The organism is Yoonia vestfoldensis SKA53 (assembly GCF_000152785.1).
In the GTDB taxonomy this organism is placed as follows: domain Bacteria; phylum Pseudomonadota; class Alphaproteobacteria; order Rhodobacterales; family Rhodobacteraceae; genus Yoonia; species Yoonia vestfoldensis_A.
The window spans coordinates 435417-451653 of the sequence record NZ_CH672414.1 but is presented as its reverse complement, the minus strand read 5'-3'; the positions used below and the strand labels follow the sequence as shown (position 1 = coordinate 451653).

At 57.3% G+C, this 16237-nt stretch carries 12 protein-coding genes; 2 read left to right on the top strand and 10 right to left on the bottom strand.

All coding sequences use genetic code 11. The features are described from left to right. The first annotated feature begins 39 nt into the window (after window positions 1-39). Window positions 40-3507, top strand: coding sequence for a class I SAM-dependent DNA methyltransferase (locus tag SKA53_RS02320; RefSeq protein WP_007204431.1), 3468 nt, complete (start codon window positions 40-42; stop codon window positions 3505-3507). A gap of 551 nt (window positions 3508-4058) precedes the next feature. On the opposite strand, the gene SKA53_RS02315 is transcribed toward SKA53_RS02320, so the two are convergent. The 4 genes from SKA53_RS02315 to SKA53_RS02300 are packed head-to-tail and all read right to left on the bottom strand — an operon-like array spanning window position 4059 to window position 7526. Beyond that, complete coding sequence (locus tag SKA53_RS02315) at window positions 4059-4874, bottom strand: 3-methyl-2-oxobutanoate hydroxymethyltransferase (RefSeq protein WP_007204430.1); 816 nt, start codon at window positions 4872-4874, stop codon at window positions 4059-4061. A gap of 9 nt (window positions 4875-4883) precedes the next feature. Beyond that, window positions 4884-6089 carry an NAD(P)/FAD-dependent oxidoreductase gene (locus SKA53_RS02310; RefSeq protein WP_040482754.1) on the bottom strand — a complete coding sequence of 402 codons (1206 nt, stop codon included), beginning with the start codon at window positions 6087-6089 and terminating at the stop codon, window positions 4884-4886. A gap of 1 nt (window position 6090) precedes the next feature. After that, window positions 6091-6402, bottom strand: coding sequence for a MocE family 2Fe-2S type ferredoxin (locus SKA53_RS02305; protein ID WP_007204428.1), 312 nt, complete (start codon window positions 6400-6402; stop codon window positions 6091-6093). Between the two features lie 11 nt (window positions 6403-6413). Beyond that, window positions 6414-7526 (bottom strand): fatty acid desaturase family protein, encoded by a 1113-nt coding sequence (locus tag SKA53_RS02300; RefSeq protein WP_207327909.1) that lies wholly within the window; start codon window positions 7524-7526, stop codon window positions 6414-6416. A 52-nt stretch (window positions 7527-7578) separates the two neighbouring features. Between SKA53_RS02300 and SKA53_RS02295 the strand changes: the two genes are divergently transcribed. Continuing rightward, complete coding sequence (locus SKA53_RS02295) at window positions 7579-8691, top strand: LacI family DNA-binding transcriptional regulator (protein ID WP_007204426.1); 1113 nt, start codon at window positions 7579-7581, stop codon at window positions 8689-8691. A 13-nt stretch (window positions 8692-8704) separates the two neighbouring features. On the opposite strand, the gene iolB is transcribed toward SKA53_RS02295, so the two are convergent. The 6 genes from iolB to iolG form a co-directional block, all read right to left on the bottom strand. Then, window positions 8705-9511, bottom strand: a complete 807-nt coding sequence (gene iolB, locus SKA53_RS02290) for a 5-deoxy-glucuronate isomerase (RefSeq protein WP_040482752.1) — start codon at window positions 9509-9511, stop codon at window positions 8705-8707. A gap of 11 nt (window positions 9512-9522) precedes the next feature. Further along, window positions 9523-10428 (bottom strand): myo-inosose-2 dehydratase, encoded by a 906-nt coding sequence (gene iolE / locus SKA53_RS02285; RefSeq protein WP_007204424.1) that lies wholly within the window; start codon window positions 10426-10428, stop codon window positions 9523-9525. Further along, window positions 10428-12260 carry a 3D-(3,5/4)-trihydroxycyclohexane-1,2-dione acylhydrolase (decyclizing) gene (iolD, locus tag SKA53_RS02280; RefSeq protein ID WP_040483075.1) on the bottom strand — a complete coding sequence of 611 codons (1833 nt, stop codon included), beginning with the start codon at window positions 12258-12260 and terminating at the stop codon, window positions 10428-10430. Before iolD ends, iolE begins: the two co-directional genes overlap by 1 nt. A 12-nt stretch (window positions 12261-12272) precedes the next feature. Then, complete coding sequence (locus SKA53_RS02275; RefSeq protein WP_007204422.1) at window positions 12273-14204, bottom strand: bifunctional 5-dehydro-2-deoxygluconokinase/5-dehydro-2-deoxyphosphogluconate aldolase; 1932 nt, start codon at window positions 14202-14204, stop codon at window positions 12273-12275. Next, window positions 14204-15088, bottom strand: a complete 885-nt coding sequence (purU, locus tag SKA53_RS02270) for a formyltetrahydrofolate deformylase (protein WP_007204421.1) — start codon at window positions 15086-15088, stop codon at window positions 14204-14206. Before purU ends, SKA53_RS02275 begins: the two co-directional genes overlap by 1 nt. A gap of 114 nt (window positions 15089-15202) precedes the next feature. Beyond that, complete coding sequence (gene iolG, locus SKA53_RS02265) at window positions 15203-16195, bottom strand: inositol 2-dehydrogenase (protein ID WP_007204420.1); 993 nt, start codon at window positions 16193-16195, stop codon at window positions 15203-15205. Window positions 16196-16237 lie beyond the last annotated feature (42 nt).

The following is a 16237-nucleotide window of genomic DNA, read 5'->3' as shown; positions in this document are numbered from 1 at the left end:
TTATAGTTGCAATACTGGTGACGTAACGAGTGATGTGTTGTGACGATAGAGACATTTATCAACCGTTGGAAAAACTCGGGCGGAAGCGAACGCGCGAATTTCCAAACCTTCGCCAATGAACTGTGCGACGCGCTGGGCGTGCCACGGCCTGCACCGGCCACGGAAACTGCAGCGGCCAATTCTTATTGCTTCGAACACCCTGTCACCTTCATTCATACGGGCACGCAATCGCGGGGCTTTATCGACCTTTACCGCGCCGAACACTTTGTCATGGAAGCCAAGCAAGGCGTGGGCGGCGACCAGCCCGACACTGACAGCCAGCCCAGCCTGATCCCCGACCTGCCAAATGCTGTCCGCAAAGGGCACGGCACGCGCGGCACGCGGCGCTGGGATGATACCATGCTGCGCGCCCGCAATCAGGCGGATGGATACGCCCGCGCGGTATCGCGCAAAGATGGCTGGCCACCCTTCCTGCTAGTAGTGGACGTGGGCCATGTGATCGAGGTTTATGCCGATTTTTCGGGGCAAGGCCAAGGTTACACCCAATATCCCGATGGCAACCGCTATCGCATCACCATGGACGATCTGCGCAATGAGGCGACCCAAGACCGCCTGCGCATGATCTGGACCGACCCGCACGCGCTTGACCCTTCGAAAATCGCTGCCGAAGTCACCCGCGAAGTGGCCGACAGGCTGGCCGCACTTGGCAAATCATTCGAAGGGCAAGGCCACGAACCCGAAACCGTGGCGCGCTTTTTGATGCGGTGCCTGTTCACCATGTTTGCCGAAGATGTGGACCTGATCCCGCATAACAGCTTTTCAGACCTGCTGACACGGCTTCGCGGGCATCCCGAACACGCCGCCCCCGCGCTCAAGGGGCTGTGGGAAACGATGAACACGGGCGGTTTTTCGCAGGTGCTGATGGTCGTGCTGAAACGCTTTAACGGTGGCCTGTTCAAAGACGCAGACGCCCTGCCCCTGAATGCCATGCAACTGTCCTTGCTGATCGACGCCGCCAACCGCGACTGGCGCGAGGTGGAACCCGCCATTTTCGGCACCTTGCTGGAACGCGCGCTGGACAAAAAACAGCGCCACAAACTGGGCGCGCATTACACGCCGCGCGCCTATGTCGAACGGCTGGTGGTGCCCACCATCATGGACCCTTTGCGCAGCGATTGGCGCGACGTGCAGGCGGCGGCACTGACGCTGGCGGCGCAGGGCAAAGAAGATGAAGCCCGCGCCGCTGTGCGCGCCTTTCACGACCAGCTATGCGACATCCGCGTGCTGGACCCGGCCTGCGGATCGGGCAACTTTCTGTATGTCGCGCTGGAACTGATGAAGCGGCTGGAAGGCGAGGTCACCGCCCTGCTGGCCGAATTGGGCGAGGATCAGGCGGCGCTGTCGCTGGCAGGGCATACCGTGGACCCCCACCAATTCCTTGGGATCGAATTAAACCCTTGGGCGGCGGCGGTGGCCGAACTGGTGCTGTGGATCGGCTATCTGCAATGGCATTTCCGCACCCATGGCACGGCCAGCCCGTCCGAACCTGTGCTGCGCGATTTTCGCAATATCGAAAACCGCGATGCGGTGCTGACCTGTGCAGGCACCAAGGCGCGGCTGGATGATGCGGGCAACCCCGTCACCCGCTGGGACGGGCAGACCACCACCCATCCCGTCACGGGTGAACAGGTGCCGGATGCGGCGGCGCGCATTGCGGTGCTGGATTATCTCAAACCCCAGCCCGCCACATGGCCCGATGCGCAATTCATCATCGGCAACCCGCCTTTTATCGGGGCCAGCCGGATGCGCGATGCCTTGGGCGATGGCTATGCCGAGGCGTTGTGGAAAGCCTATCCCGATATGCCGCAAAGTGCAGATTTCGTCATGTTCTGGTGGGACAAGGCGGCACAGGCCGCGCGCGATTGGAAACCCGCCACGGATAAGGCGCAGGCCAAAGGGGCGCGGCGTTTCGGGCTGATCACCACCAATTCACTGCGCCAGACATTCAACCGCAAAGTGCTGGAACCGCATCTGGCCGACCCCAAAACCCCGCTGTCGCTGACCTATGCCATTCCCGACCATCCATGGGTGGATGCAGGCGATGGCGCGGCGGTGCGCATCGCCATGACCGTGGCCGAAAAAGGCCGCGCGATGGGGCGGCTGTTGACCGTGACCGAGGAAGCCAAAGGCGAGGCCGAGGCCGAAGGCCGCTTGGTGAGCTTTGATATCCAGAAGGGCAAGATTTTTGGCAATCTGCGGATTGGGGCTGATGTTGCGGGGGCGTCGAAGCTGATAGCGAACGGCCTGCTTTCTTCACAGGGTGTCAAACTGCATGGAAAGGGTTTTCTGGTTTCTGAAGCCCAAGCAAGAGCATTCGGCTACGGAACTGACGAAGCGATTGGGACTCTCATCAGACCGTTTTCAAATGGCATGGACATTGCTCGAAGTCATAGGAGCCTACTCACAATCGATGTTTATGACAGAAATATAGACACGGTTAGGGTAAAGCACCCTGACATATATCAATGGCTTTATGACAATGTGAAACCTCAAAGGGACGAGAACAGCCGCGAACATCGAAAGAAATTTTGGTGGCTATACGGCGATACATTCGAAGACCTTAGAAACGCAATTGACGGGTTGCCGCGTCATATTGTTACGGTGAGGACTTCACGATATCGGTATTTTGTTTTCAAAGATTTTCCACACCTGCCGGAAAGTGGGCTTGTAGGCATTGGTCTAAGTGATGGATGGCACATGGCTGTCTTATCGTCAAAGCAACACCTGCTATTCATGCTTGCTACCTGTGGATGGCTGGGGGCTGGGAATGACCCGACCTACAACAACTCAATCTGCTTCAATAAATTCCCCTTCCCCGACCCGACCGAGGCGCAAAAAACGCATCTGCGCAGCCTTGGCGAACAGCTCGACGCGCATCGCAAAGAGCGTCAGGCCACGCACCCAAAGTTGACCCTGACCGCCATGTATAACGTGCTGGAAAAACTGCGCGCGAATGAACGGATCGAAGGCAAGGACAAGGAAATCTATAGCCAAGGGCTGGTGGGCATCCTGCGCGATCTGCACGACCAGATCGACAGGGCGGTGGCCGAGGCCTATGGCTGGCCTGCGGACCTGTCCGATGATGACATTCTGCACCGCCTGGTGGACCTGAACCGTACCCGCGCGGCTGAGGAAGCGCGCGGGCTGGTCCGCTGGCTGCGCCCCGAATATCAGAACCCCGCCGGTCACGCCGCGACCGTCAAGGCAGACCAAGGCGCAATGGACCTTGGCCCCGCTGTCGCCACGGCAAAAGAACCATGGCCCAAAACCCTGCCCGAACAGATCAAGGCCGTCCGCGCCGCCCTGACCGACATGGGCGAAGCCACCCCCGACCAAGTCGCCCGCCGCTTTGCCCGCGCCCGCGCAGGCACCGTGCAACCACTGCTGGAAAGCCTGACAGCATTGGGCCAGGCCCGCATCGTGGAAGGCGGGCGGTTCGCAGTGTGATCTGTGGGCTTTGCCAGTCGCAAGCAGCGCTTTGCTGTTTTGCGGATACCGCTGCTGTCACTGATCGGGCGGTTCCCCACAAAGCAGCGAAACTTGCCCGATGGCGGAACACATCACAGCGCCAAACCCTAAAGCGGTGCAATCACTTTAATATAAGAGACTTACGAGATTTTAATGGTGCCCCCCCCACACGGACCCGCTAATTTCTGCTAACTTAATGTTATAATTATATAAAAATTTTTACTTATATTTTGCCACCCCCAATGACACCCCCAATTTACGTTCCTTGTACGCCAACTGGATTGAGATTGGCTTAAAGATTGGGACGTCAACGGCTGGATACTACCGATGTTGTACTTACTTTTCAGGCAAGGTTCTTCTCGCGGGGCGGATCAGGCATGAGTTGAGTGCATCATAATTACAAATTTGATCATTCTAAGCTTACTCAATGGAATAGGGGAAGCGACATAGCCACGATCTCCACCAGACGCGAGAGCGACCAATTGCTTAATCAATCTGCTCTACGTTTTTCAGCACTGGTAAGTTTGAGTTCAAGAAGCCGCTGCGACCAGTGATGCAACGAACCGTTCCAGTTCCGCATCAGTAATCGTGACGGTATGTTCAGGCCCAGGATAAGCACAACCATCGACGTCGGCCTTGAATTCTCGGAACGCAGCGATCCGTTCGAGCTGCAGGCGGTCAAGCTCTGCCTTAAAATTGCGATAGGTCTTTGCATGCCGCGGTTTATGCCCCTGCGTGTGGCCAAGCACGTCTTCGGCAAACAGATACTGCGCGTCAGCATATGGCCCAGCCCCCATGCCCAGCAGCACAAGGTTTGTCCGCTCCGCGATTTCTTTTGCTACACGATCCGGCACGACCTCCAATTCCGCTCCGAAGCAGCCGATTTCCTCGAGTCGCTTGACATGGTTGAACACATGCAGAGCGCTTTGCGCCGTTTTGCCAACTGCTTTGAAACCTCCGGTCCATGTCGCTTTGGACGGTATCAGCCCAACGTGGCCGACGACAGGGATACCGTCGTCGGCGATCGCCTTGATCGTTCCCATCGACGACGCACAATAGACGCAGTCACCACCAACCTTCACGGCACGATGTGCTGCACGTTGGTAATCCTCTTGCGTCACCAGTTCACCGTACAGCAAACCGACCTGCACAAAGCAGTCACCCGCGGCTTCGCGCATTTCATCGTTCCATACCGGATCGATAATCGACAACATGTCAATGCCAGCGGTAGCTGCAGCTGCGGCTTCTGCCGGCGTATCCACATAGAGCATGGTCAGTTGGCGCTTGCCTTTGAGCGCGCGGATGTCTGCCACCGTTGGCCGCTTGTAATAAAGTCCCATTGTCATCTCCAATGATCAGGCTGTTGTCGCAGGCTTGAGTAATGTTTTGAGGTTGATGTCAGGATCGTTCAGGTGCTCGGCGACTATAGAAACTCCAGCTTCGATCAATTTTTGCGCGAGCTTGATATCTTTGGCGATTGCATTGCCGCGGCCCAGCCCGACGGCACCGACCAACTGACTGGCTTCATTGACGTAAAAAAGAACTTCGGCGTCATTATCGACCTTACGCGTCGCAAAAACGGCGCCGTTGGTCTGCCCCACGCCTTGCAGGCCAAGATCGAACTGGTCAGACCAAAACCAGACGGGACCGTCGAACGCGTGCTGCCCGCCTGCCATGTTCCGTCCGGCGATATCCCCCTGGATTTGCGCGTTTTGCCATGTTTCGAAACGCTGGCGGATGCCACCGCGCTGGACACTGGCGCAATCGCCAGCGGCAAAGACATGTGGATCATCAGTACAAAGGTTGTCATTCACGCAGACGCCATTCTCAATCGCCAGACCTGCCACAGCAGCCAGCCCAGTTCTTGGCGCGACACCAATTGCAGCCACAACCAGATTTGCCGCAAGCATCCGACCGTCAGCAAGAACCACATGCCCAGCCGTGATACTGTCAACTTCCACACCGCAGAAGATGTGCGATCCTTCCGACACATGCCGGTCAACAATCCTTTGCGCCAGCGGGCGCGGCACATTTCGACCCAAAGCGACTGGCGCATACTCCAGCACAGACACATCAACGCCCCGCGCTACGAGGACTGCGGCAAGTTCTAGACCGATCAACCCCGCCCCCACGATCACCACTTTCGTGCCCGGTTGCGCGATATCATAAATGCGCGCGGCATCGTGTACCGTCCGCAATGACAGCGCCCGTTCTCCTCCGTCGCAGGTCAACTGCCGTGCGCTGGCACCTGTTGCGAAAAGCAATTTGTCGTAGCCGAGCTTGACACCCGTTGACAGCGTCACACACCGTACTTCCCTGTCAAGGGAAATTGCCTGCAGGCCATCCAAAAGCGTGATCGCCTTATCACGCAACATGTCAGCAGAGCAGATCGGCTTCCGGATGATCCCTTGTGCATCAGGCTTGGACAGAGGAGGCCGCTCGTAAGGCAGCCCCGTTTCCTCATCGACAATCGTAATCGGGCCAGAATAACCTTGGTCCCGAGCGGAAAACGCGGCGCGAGAACCACACTCGCCTCCGCCCAGTATTACGATGCCTGACATATCAGATTTCAATCAAGACTCGGTCACCTTCGACCTTGGTTGCGTAAGTTCCAAGGTTCACACAGACCGGCGCGCGCATGGCCTTGCCGGTGCGATAATCGAACTGGCCGTTATGCTTGGGACATTCGATGGTGTGATCCATCACCAACCCATCGGCCAAATGGATCTGCTCATGCGTGCAAAGCCCGTCGGTGCAAAAGTATACGTTATCAGGCGAGCGGTAGATCGCGAAAGTCCGACCGTCATAGTCGAAACGGATCACGTCTTCTTCGTCAATGTCCTCTGCCGCGCAAGCGTCAATCCAGTTTGCCATGTTTTTTCTCCTTACTCAGCGGGAACGGCTTGGGGTGTCGTTGTTCTGGCTCCGGTATCGCCCAAGGCACCTTCGTGCAGGTCTGTACGATAGGGCCGCGCCGTTGGCGGCAGATCCCGGGTCAAGAATTCATCGTGATAACGCAGCTGTCGCAGCAGGATCGGCCAAACTTCTTTGTAGGCCTGCAAGATCGAGGGGTTTGCGGCAGGCGCGTCCTGCTTGATCAATTCATGCAATTCCGCAAGCCGGTGGTAAGGCACCATCGGGAACATATGATGCTCGACGTGGTAGTTCATGTTCCAATAGATGAACCGGCTGACGGGATTCATGTAGACTGTACGGCTGTTCAGGCGGTGGTCGATCACGTTGTCGGCAAGCCCTGCGTGTTGCAGAATACCTGTCATGACATGGTGCCAAGCGCCGTATAGCCGCGGCAGACCGATAATCATCAGAGGCAGGATCGACTGCAGAACAACAGCGATCGCAATGACCCCGGCATAGATTACCACCCAGATCCGAGCGACGCGAATGACCTTATAGTGTTCACTTTGCGGTATGTAGGTCACTTCTTCTGTCTCAAGCTTCCCTGATGCGTTGACGATCATCCGCTGCCAGCCATGGAAGGCGTCAAGAATACCAAAAAAGTTGAGGAAAATCCGGAATAAGGCAGGCGGGCGCATGGCGACGATTTCAGGATCGCGCCCAACGATGACCGTATCGGTGTGGTGGCGCGCATGGCTCCACCGCCATGTAACGGGGTTGCGGACCATACAAAACGACGCGATCTGATATACCCAGTCATTGTATTTCGCCGTCCGGAACGGTGTTCCATGGCCACATTCGTGCCAACGGCTGTCCATCGCAGAGCCATACAGCACACCATAAGCCAGCCAGAATGGTGCCGACCACCACGACGGCCACAGTGCAACGCCAATCGCGGCAAAAACGAACATCGCACTGAACAGGATCAGCGTGTCGCGGATTGCGGGCTGGTCCTCGCGCTTCATCAAAGCCTTCATCTGCTGGCGTGGAATATCGGTGTGATACCAGTCAGCGGCTGCCAGACCGTTTTCGACGGCTAGCGCCGCGTCAGGACCAAGAAGGGAATAATCTCGTTTCGTCATTGCCATCTCCTGCGCATCAAATTGGCGAAGTGATACCAGATCAAGGCGGGGGATGTCGCGTAACGACTTGTATATTACATCATTTTACATCATCAAATTCTCATGCAATGATGTAAATTTATCGGCTGAAAAAATGGCACAACGACCAACAATCAAAGACCTGGCCCAAGCGGCGGGCGTGGGCGTCGCGACCGTGGACCGCGCATTGAACAGCCGTTCAAACGTGCGGCAGGAAACACTTGATCGGGTTCTCGAAGCAGCGGAGCGCATCGGATACCCCACGCGAGTTCTGGCAGCGCGCCGCGAAGACACGACCCGGCCACTCGTCAAGTTCGGATTTGTCCTGCACAAGGGCGGACAAGAATTTTATCGTAATTTCGCCCAAGAACTTCAAAAAGCGGTCGAGACCCGGACTGATATTCGCGGTCGTGTGATCATCCGGTTTGCGGCCTCTCAGGCACCCGATGATTTTGCCAAGGAAATTCTAGAGGTCTCGCGCAGTTGCGATGTCATCGCGACGTCGGCGATCAATCATCCCAGCCTTTCAGCCCTGGCAGCAAAACTGATTGACGAAGGCATCCCCGTTTTCGCGCTTTTGAATGATTTCGCCCAGGGCGTGCGACAGAATTATCTGGGCCTGAACAATGTCAAAGTGGGACGCGTGGCCGCATGGATGATCGCGACGCAGGCCCGCACGAACGGAAAACTTGCAGTTTTTGTAGGGGGGAACAGGTGGCATGGTCACCTGCTACGCGAGACAGGTTTTCAAAGCTACATTCGAGAATATGCCCCTGAATTTCAGATGCTTGACACGGTCGTTAATCTTGAGACACGGCAAGTGACTTATGAGGCGACGCTTGAACTGCTAAGCAGGCAGCCCGACCTGCGCGGCATCTATATTGCAGGCGGCGGGATGGAAGGCGCGATTGCGGCCTTGCGTGAAGCGCGACCGCCGGGAAAGGTGGCTTTGGTCGTAAACGAATTGACCGAGGAAAGCCGCAAGGGGCTGGTCGACCGCTACATCACGATGGTGATTGCAACGCCGCTTCAGCACCTTAGTCGTGATCTGATAGGCTTGATGATTAACGCTGTCAGGGACGGGCCGGATTCGACGTCCAGCCAGCACTTCATGACACCCCAGCTTTATGTGCCAGAATCGTTCTGACCAGAGTGCCGGCTCAGGCGTCGCGCTCCATGATCCATTCGACATGTGGCGCGGGGACAAAGCGCCATTTGCGCAACGGACCAGCCATGACGTTAAGGTAATACATTTCGAACCCATAGGGCGCGCCGCAAGGGTGGTGGCCACGCGGAACACACACAACCTCGCCGTCAGACACAGCCATGGTTTCATCAAGCTGGCCGTCGTCGGTATAGACGCGCTGGATACCAAAGCCTGATGCAGGGTTCAGGCGATGGTAATAGGTTTCTTCCAGATAGGTGATGCGCGGAAAATCGTCTTCGTCATGGCGGTGGCTGGGATAGGACGACCAGTGCCCAGCGGGGGTGAACACTTCGGTCACAAGCAGGCTATCGCAATAGTCTTCGTTTTCCATCGCGATGTTGTTGATGTGGCGTGTGTTGGTGCCCTTGCCGCGTGCGGTCAGGGTGATCCCGTCAGGCCCGATGCGCCGTGCCTGATGGCCGCCTTTGCCCGGAGCCGTGCAAACGGCAAGGACGCAGTCGGTTTCGGCGGTTGCCGACCAATCGGTCCCGTTTGGCAGGTACAGGCAATGCGGCGGTGTTTTTTCGAACACATTCATCCGCTCGCCCAGAACACCCCAATCCTGACCCGCACCGGTAATCGCAGCCTTGCCCTCGACCATCACCAGAATGACCTCGCGGTCTCCTGTGACCTCGGCAACAGTATCCCCCGCTATTAGCCGGTAGAGCGAGAACCCGACATAGCGCCATCCCGCGCTTTCCGGCGTGATCTGGTGCACCTTGCCTCGGGTGCCGAATGGTTTCTTTAGGAGGTCAGTCACAATGAAGTCCTTTAGTGTACGATGGTCAGGCCTGAGCAGCCACAGATTTTGACAATATGATCATATCCGATCTTGGAGTAGTCAAAGGGCGGGGCCTTGGCAGGGTCCTGCTCGGCCTCGACCACAATCCAGCCCTGATAGTCCATCGCCTTGAGCTTGTCGGTGATGGCCTGAAAGTCGATGCAGCCCTCGGGGTCACCCGGGACCGAGTAAACACCGGCCGCAACCCCATCGAGAAAGCTTCTGTCACCAGCATGAACCCAGTCCAGCACCGGTTGGCGCACGTCTTTGAAGTGGACATGGTGAACTCTGTGGCCCCATTTATCCAGAACCGAAACTGGGTCGGCACCGGCAAAGTGCAGGTGTCCGGTGTCATAAAGAAGGGTCAGGTCCGATGTGGACCCTTCCATTAGCCAGTCGATGTCCTCTGCGTCCTGCACCATTGCACCCATGTGGTGATGATAGGACAGCACACAGCCCTTATCGGCGGACCACTTGGCTAGTTCCGACAGTTTCGCGCCGTAGGCCATAACCTCGTCCCTGCTGAGTTTCGGGCGCTGGCTTACGGGACGGATAATGGCGCCCTGTATAGTGTTCGAACATTCGGCATAGACGATACACGGGGCGTTCAGCGCGGCGAACTGCTCTACCTGCTGGCGCACGGCCTCTTTTTCTTGGGCAACGGATGACACCATCAAATTGCCCGAACACCAGCCGCCACAGAGTGCAACGCCGTAACGGTCGAGATATGCGCGCAAACCCGCGGTATCGGCAGGCATACGGCGGCCCCGTTCGACACCTTGATAGCCAATCTTTGCTGCATCCTCCATAGCCCCTTCAGTCGTGTAAGCTGCTGTGAGTTCTGGCAAATCGTCGTTCTGCCACGCAATCAGTGATATGCCGATCTTGACTGCCATCAGTCCGCCCTTTGCTTTGTCTTGTTGGATTCATAGTCCGCGCGTGCGGCGATTACTTTGGCTCGCTGAGACACCTGTGGCACCCCAACGTCCCACCACGTGCCTCCATGCGGCGTGCTAGGATAGGGGTCGGTGTCAATGACGACGACGTAGGGCCCTTGCATGTCACTACGACTTGCCAGGGCAACTTCCAGTTCGGCGATCGACGAAACTTTGACGCTGGTGGCCCCCATACTGGCGGCATGGGCGGCAAAGTCGATAGCCGAAGGTTGCGCATGAACACTATGGTCCAGCAGATTGTTGAACTCCGCCCCGCCGGTGGCCATCTGGAGCCGGTTGATACATCCATAGCCGCGGTTGTCGGTCACAACCACGGTAAAGGCGATACCCATCATGGCCGCGGTCGCCAATTCTGCGTTGGCCATCATATAGGTGCCGTCGCCGGTAAAGCAGATCACGTCGCGGTCGGGCTGTGCCATCTTGATACCCATCGCACCTGCAATTTCGTAGCCCATGCAGCTAAAACCGTACTCCATGTGGTAGGACATGGGCCGCGCCGATTTCCAAAGCTTGTGCAATTCGCCGGGCATCGTGCCCGCCGCGCACATTACAACCGTGGCGTCGGTGGCTGCACGCTGGACAGCGCCCACAACCTGCATATCGGTCGGCAGCGCGTGCGTGTCACTAGGCGCGTCGGTCAGGGGATCGACCTTGTCAAACCAGTCCGATTTCAGCCCAGTGACCGGCGTCTTGGCAAAATGTTCACCCAAAGCCTCTGACAGCGCCTCCAGACCGACCTTGGCATCCGCCAGCAGCGGCAACGCGTCATGCTTGGCCGCGTCATAGGCCGCGACGTTCAAACATGCGATCCGGCGCGCAGGGTTGGCAAACAGCCCCCATGAACCGGTCGTGAAATCCTGAAAACGTGTACCGACACCCAGCACCAGATCGGCTTTGGCGCAAACCGTATTTGCAGGCGTACCGCCGGTTACACCAATCGGCCCGAGGTTTAGCGGGTGATCCCAAGCCAGTGCTGACTTACCCGCCTGCGTTTCTGTGACAGGAATGTTGTGCGCATCTGCAAAGGCCCGCAGCGCATCGGTTGCGCCAGAGTAATGCACACCGCCACCCGCCACGATCACCGGGCATTGCGCATCCTTGATCGCCTCAGCAAGGGCTACCAGCTCTTCTAAGTCGGGACGGATACGGCGGGTTGTCCAGACCTTGGGAGCAAAGAAGCTTTCAGGGTAATCGTAAGCCTCAGCCTGCACGTCCTGGCAGAATGCCAAAGTCACAGGGCCGCAGTCCGCAGGATCGGTCATCGTGCGAAATGCGCGGGGCAAGGCGGTCAAAAGCTGTTCGGGCCGCGTAATGCGGTCAAAGTAGCGACTGACGGGCTTGAAGACATCGTTGACGCTGATTGTGCCGTCATTGAAGTCCTCGATCTGTTGCAGCACAGGATCAGGACCACGGTTGGCAAAGACATCGCCCGGCACGAGCAACACAGGCAGCCGGTTGACATGCGCGAGCGCCGCTGCCGTCACCATATTTGTGGCCCCCGGCCCGATTGAGGACGTGACCATCATCGCCCGTTTACGACCCAGTTGCTTGGCATAGGCAATGGCAGCATGGGCCATCGTCTGTTCGTTATGGCCGCGGTAGGTTGGAAGATTTTCCTTAACGTGATAAAGCGCCTCACCAATACCGGCCACATTACCGTGCCCGAAGATCGCCCAGCACCCTGCGATGAATTGCTCTCCGTTTCCGTTCATCTGGGCCGCCACATAACGGACCATGGCCTGGGCGGCTGTCAGTCGGATTGTCTTGGTCATCGGTGTCATCCTTCAGTCCGCGTACGCATGGGCCGCTACGCGGGCCTGATCCCAGAGATGGCAAAGACGCGCAAACCGTCCGGCCATTTGCGTCACGGCGTCGATATCGTTCATTTCGCCTTTCATCCATGCACGGGCAGCATCACCAAAGATCGTACGGCCCACCGCAAAACCTTTGACCAACGGCTGTTTCGCCGCCAGCGCAAAGCTTGCCGCAAGTTCATCCTCCGGCGCATCCAGACCCAGAACGACGATACCGCGTGTACGTGGATCGTTGCGTTCGATCGCGGCCACCGCGTTGGACCATGCAGCCTCAGTCCGAAATGGCTCAAGCTTCCACCAGTCGGGGAAAACGCCCGCGTCATAGAACTGCTGGATCAGCCTCGGCGTGGTGCCGTCATCAATCGGTGCAACTTTGGAGGGGATCACCTCAAGCAGAAACTCCAGACCGTTGCGGCGGCTGGCTGCCCAGACACGTTTGACCACCTCTTCTTGCTTGGCGCGGGTCTCGGCATCATCGTCCGGATGACAAAAGACCAAAGTTTTTACGACGTTGCCTGCTGCCCATTCTCTCAACTTGCCGTAGTCAGCCCCCAGTTCTGGTTCCAATTCAATCGGGCGCGAGCCGGGCCATTCGGTCGGGCGGCCGATCCATAAGCCCGCCCCGGACGCGCGATGCAATGCCGACCGTCCAATCCGGTTGTCACACAAAATACCATACCCGGGCATGCCACCTTGGACCTTCAATGCCGCGTCAAGGCACAGCTCTTTGAAGGCGCCCCCTTTCGCCAGGGTATACCCTTCCATCTCCTCAAGTTGCAGCCGATGGTCAAAGGCGAAAGTTTTAACCGATGACCAATTGTGGGCGCGGTTCGTAGCCCAATGCACCTGTTCCAATTCGGCGTCGTTGCGCAAATCGGGTCGCGTGATCCCGCGGCCAAAGAAAAACTGAAGCTCATCCCAGCTTGGGTAAGCCGGGGTGCAGCCATGACGGCTGACTGCAAATGCCCCACAGGCATTGGCGTATTGCAGCGCCGTAGTCCAGTCGGCACCATCCAGCCAGCCTTTGAGCAGGCCAGACATGAAGCCATCGCCAGCACCCAGCACATTAAACACTTCGACCGGAAAACCCGGACCGGCAACGCCTTTATCCAGCGTGTCGGGAATGGCGCCGGTAAAGGCCACCGCACCGGCAGCCCCGCGTTTGCATACCAGCGTCGCAGCCGTTACCGCACGCACAGCGCGCAGGGCCGCGATGGTATCTGTCGTGCCGCCAGCGATGTGAAACTCTTCCTCGGTCCCGACAATCAGGTCGAACAGATGCAGTGTGTCTTGCAACTTTTCCGTCACTGCAGCGCTCTCGACAAAGCGGCTTTCTCCGTCACCGTGACCAGCCACGCCCCAAAGGTTTGGACGATAGTCGATATCTAGTGCTGTGCGCATACTGTCGGCGCGGGCAATGTGCAGGGCCTTGATCGTCGCAGCCGCTACACGGCTGTGGCTCAGGTGTGTCCCAGTGGCCACCACGGCGCGGGCGCTGCGAACGAAATCTTCGTCGATATCGTCTACTGTCAGCCCCATATCGGCACAGTTTTCACGATAGAAGATCAGTGGAAACTGTTCGCTGTCGCGGATCCCAAGAAGCACAAGCGCCGTCAGCCGTTCAGGATCGATCTTTACCCCGTCTGTATTTACACCCTCGGCACGCAATTGTTCTACGATAAAGCGGCCCATATGCTCGTCACCCACACCAGTGATCAGGGCAGATTTCAGTCCCAGGCGAGCCGTGCCGCAGGCGATATTCGTGGGGCTGCCGCCGATATACTTTTCGAACGACCGCATATCCTCAAGCCGGCCGCCAATCTGCGCGCCGTAAAGATCGACCGAGCTGCGACCAATGGTGATCAGATCAAGTGGCTTGGTCGTTTTGTGATCCTGCGTCATCAGCCCATCCGCTCCGAGGCAAAAGAACCAGGCGATGCCGGAAACACGACCGTCTTGTCACCGTTGATAAAGACACGGCCATGCACATGCGCATGGATCGCCCGCGATAGCACCTGCGCTTCGACATCGCGGCCAAGCGAGACATAATCATCGGCAGACTGGGCATGGGTGACGCGGATCGTGTCCTGTTCGATGATCGGTCCTTCATCCAGATCGGCTGTCACATAATGCGAGGTCGCGCCGATCAGTTTCACCCCACGCTCCAATGCCTGCTTGTAAGGATTGGCGCCCTTGAAACTGGGCAGGAAAGAATGGTGGATATTGATGATCCGCCCCGACATCTTGCGACACAGCGCGTCGGACAGGATCTGCATGTAACGCGCAAGCACTATCAATTCGGTGCCCGTTTCTTCGACCACCTGCATGATTTGGGCCTCTGCTTCAGGCTTGTTGGCCTTGGTCACGTTGATGTAGCGGAACGGCAGGTCATGGCTGACCACCACCTTTTGGTAATCCATGTGGTTCGAAATCACTGCAACGATATCGACAGGCAACGCCCCGATCCGCCAACGATACAACAGATCGTTCAGACAATGCCCGAAGCGGCTGACCATGATCACGACTTTCGGCTTGACCGCCTCATCAAAGAAATGCGCATTCATGCCGAACGCGTCCGCGATCGGTGCAAAATCCGAACGCAGTTTCTCTAGCGGCAATCCTTCCTCCGACCGAAAGCTGACTCGCATGAAGAAATTGCCCGTATCCGCGTCGTCGAACTGCGCACTGTCGATGATATTGCATCCGGCCTCTGCCAGATAAGTGGATACCGCAGCGACGATACCGCGTCTGGATGTACATTGAACGCGAAGCGCGAAGCTGTTCATAAGGCTCGTCCTTCTTTTCTTTCAGGGATCTTGTCAAAAACTGACCACTTCACAGCCAGCGCCAATGTACCTTTTGAAAGGCCATTGGCGCTGCAATTGCCCAAGCAGCTTACCCTAGGCCAAGCTGACGGCCTGTCCTGTTTGTGCAGACTTTAGCGCCGCATCCGCCAGTTCCAGAGCCTTCAAACCGTCCATACCTGTCGTCTTGGTTGGTGTGCCGTTCGCAATAGCATCGACAAAAGACGCAATCTCGTTGGCATAGGCCGCGGTATAACGGGACATGAAGAAATTCAGCAGCGGCGGGCGGGTATACCCTGCCCCATTCGCGATTTCGATCCGGCTCTCGCGGTGGTTTTCGGCAGAGACAGAGCCTTTTGATCCATGGACTTCGATCCGCTGATCATAACCATAAGTCGCGCGGCGGGTGTTATTGATCGTACATTGCTTGCCACTTGCCGTCATCAGGATCACATTGACGCTGTCATAATCGCCCAGTTCTTTGATCGCCGGATCGGTCAGGACAGACGCAGCCGCCTGAACTGAAGTGACTTCTTCGCCCAGTAGCCAGCGGGCCACGTCGAAATCGTGGATCGTCATATCCCGGAAAATCCCGCCAGAGCGTTTGATATAGTCTACGGGCGGTGCGCCGGGGTCGCGACTCGTCAGTGTCACCATTTCAACCTCACCGATGACACCCTCGTCGATGGCCTGTTTCAGCGCCATGAAATCGGGGTCGAAACGGCGCTGGAAGCCAACCATCAGCAGCCCATTCTCGGCCACTACCGTGTCCACAACCTTGCGAGCGCGTGCGACGTCAAGATCTACTGGCTTTTCACAGAACACCGCTTTTCCGGCCTTGATGAAACGCTCGATCAAGTCAGCATGTGTGTCCGTTGGGGTGCAGATGATCACGGCATCGACATCGTCGGACGTGAGGATCATGTCGATGGAACGGATGTCGCAGCCATACGTGTCGCGGATGTGGTGCGCTGCCGCTGCGACAGGATCGGCGATGGCAACCAATGTTGCACCATTGACCGACGACACTGCTTTTGCGTGCACTTGTCCGATGCGGCCTGCACCCAGCACGGCAAATCTGATAGACATTCTTCTTCTCTTTCTCTTCCTTCAGGCCAAAGCCTTGCGTGT